General features: G+C 43.5%; 2 protein-coding genes and 1 pseudogene. 2 read left to right on the forward strand and 1 reads right to left on the reverse strand.

Going from position 1 to position 2,193, the window contains the following annotated elements:
- Window positions 1-197 precede the first annotated feature (197 nt).
- Complete coding sequence (locus AB4496_RS20555) at window positions 198-1,361, forward strand: amino acid permease (RefSeq protein ID WP_102258253.1); 1,164 nt, start codon at window positions 198-200, stop codon at window positions 1,359-1,361.
- A 132-nt stretch (window positions 1,362-1,493) separates the two neighbouring features.
- Here the strand turns inward: AB4496_RS20555 and AB4496_RS20560 are convergent, their stop codons facing one another.
- Window positions 1,494-1,931: a MarR family winged helix-turn-helix transcriptional regulator gene (locus AB4496_RS20560; protein WP_029223898.1), complete on the reverse strand. Its 438-nt coding sequence runs from the start codon at window positions 1,929-1,931 to the stop codon at window positions 1,494-1,496.
- Between the two features lie 128 nt (window positions 1,932-2,059).
- Here AB4496_RS20560 and AB4496_RS20565 point away from each other — a divergent pair.
- Window positions 2,060-2,193: pseudogene (locus AB4496_RS20565) on the forward strand (organic hydroperoxide resistance protein); the annotation flags it as partial.

The following is a 2,193-nucleotide window of genomic DNA, read 5'->3' on the forward strand; positions in this document are numbered from 1 at the left end:
AACAAATACAATCACCAAGAAAATGCGTCAAACGATCACAGATAATACTCCGAAATACCTTTGTAAGTTTTTTAGAAAAATTCAAAAATAATTAGAATTTAACCCCTAACTTTACTGAGTATTTTGTTAGTCTTGGAAACAATCATTTACAATCCAAACAAAAATTAATTGGATCGCTAGAGGTTGTTTTTTTGAATATGAAATTATTCGGCAGTTCCCTAATCCTTTCGGGAACTGCATTAGGGGCTGGCATGCTTGCTATTCCCATGGTGTTGGCCCAGTTTGGCTTCATGATCAGCTCAGTGCTGATGCTACTTATCTTTATCGGCACCACTTACTCTGCACTCCTACTGGCAGAAGCGTGTACCAAAACGAAAGACAACAGTGGCATGAGCAGTGTTGCTTACCTAACTCTGGGCAGCAAAGGTAAACACTTTATCAATGCACTCTTTTACCTGCTACTGGTTTGCATGCTGATCGCCTATATCTTGGGTGTTGGCGACATCATTCATAAGCTACTGCTCGACGTCGGCGTAGACATCTCTGCATCCGCTGCTTATACCGTTTTCAGCCTATTGATGGGGGTGATTGTAGTCGCGGGTAAGTCTTATATCGATAAATTAAACCGTGGTCTATTCATCATGATGGTGGTGATGCTCTTCATTGTTATTGCCTCTCTGTTTAGTAATATCCGTCTAGATTACCTAACTCAAACTAGCCAATACACGGCCAATGACGTGGTGCAATACAGCGCGGTTATCTTTACTAGCTTTGCCTCTATGGTGGTGATCCCGTCACTGGTTATTTACAACCGAGAAGCGACTCAAAAGCAGATCCGCAATATGATTCTGCTGGGCTCGGTGATTCCACTAATCTGCTACCTAACTTGGTTGTTCGCGATTATCGGTAACCTTGGTACAGACGCTATCAGTCAGTTCCATAACATTTCAGAACTGATCTCAGAGTTTAGCGGTCAATCTTCTTGGTTGAAGGTAGTTATTGCGCTGTTCTCAGTACTGGCATTGGTAACCTCTTTCCTTGGTGTGTCGATGGCGCTGTATGACCAAAACAAAGACGCAGTCACCAACAACAAAGCATTAGCTTATGCTCTGACCTTTGTATTGCCTTTGGTATTAGCAGAGCTGTTCGCAAGCCAGTTCGTGAGCATGTTGGACTATGCAGGCATGGTGTTGGTGTTCCTAGCTATCTGGGGACCACTCGCAATGGTGGTTAAGGTTCGTAGGCCTGACTTCCCTCACCTACAAACCGAAGGCAGCTATACAGCAGGCGGTGGCGATACGGCACTGATGGCAACATTCGGTTTTGGTGCGTTGATTTTTATCTCTTGGTTTATGGGGTAAATCCCAATTGAATAGACTATCTGTTGCCATTTAGAAGGCAGCAGATACAAAAAGCCCGTTAGTCCGATTATTAACAGCCGGACTAACGGGCTTTCTTATTTTCTGATTACCATGGCCAAAAACTAAAAGTGCTTACTTGGTCAAATTGCCGAGCAACTGCTCACACTGCGCTTTTAGCGATTTAAGCTCATCTTCATTCATCTTAGAAAGACACAGCATTTCAACCGGAACGGTCTGCGCTTGCTCTTTGAGCTCTACCCCTGCAGGCGTCAGTGTAATAACTCGAACTCGTTCATCTTCAGCACTGCGAGTTCTAAGCACGTAACCTTTCGTTTCCAAACGCTTGAGTAGTGGCGTCAACGTACCTGAATCCAAATGCGTTTTTGCGCCTAGGGCTTTGACATTTATCTCTTTTTCTTCCCACAGCACCATCATCACAATGTACTGCAAGTAAGTAAGGTCAAGCGCTTTCAGTAAAGGTTGATACGCCCTACTCATTGCATTCGATGCACTATACAGCGCAAAACACACCTGATTATCCAGCTTTAGATAGTCATCTTGGTCGCTCATGATCACCTCACCAATAAATTAAATTGTGCACAATATACTTGCGCGCTCGAATTTTATCAATTAAGCTAGCTTTAAAATTAAGTTGCGCACAATCTAATTGCGAAAAATTATAATTAAGGACTAAAACAATGACAACACTCTACACAACTTCTGCGACTGCTACTGCGGGTCGTAACGGCCAAGTTTCTACTGATGACAATCTGCTTTCAGTAGCGTTGAGCTACCCTAAAGAGATGGGCGGAACAGGTGAAGCGACCAACCC

Origin of the sequence: Vibrio sp. 10N.222.46.A1 (genome assembly GCF_041473595.1) — a bacterium.
Lineage (GTDB): Bacteria > Pseudomonadota > Gammaproteobacteria > Enterobacterales > Vibrionaceae > Vibrio > Vibrio tasmaniensis_A.

Bases quoted from the DNA above. Each gene is read 5' to 3' on its own strand.
- AB4496_RS20555 (WP_102258253.1), top strand. From the start codon at position 198: ATGAAATTATTCGGCAGTTCCCTAATCCTTTCGGGAACTGCATTAGGG.
- AB4496_RS20560 (WP_029223898.1), bottom strand. From the start codon at position 1,931: ATGAGCGACCAAGATGACTATCTAAAGCTGGATAATCAGGTGTGTTTT.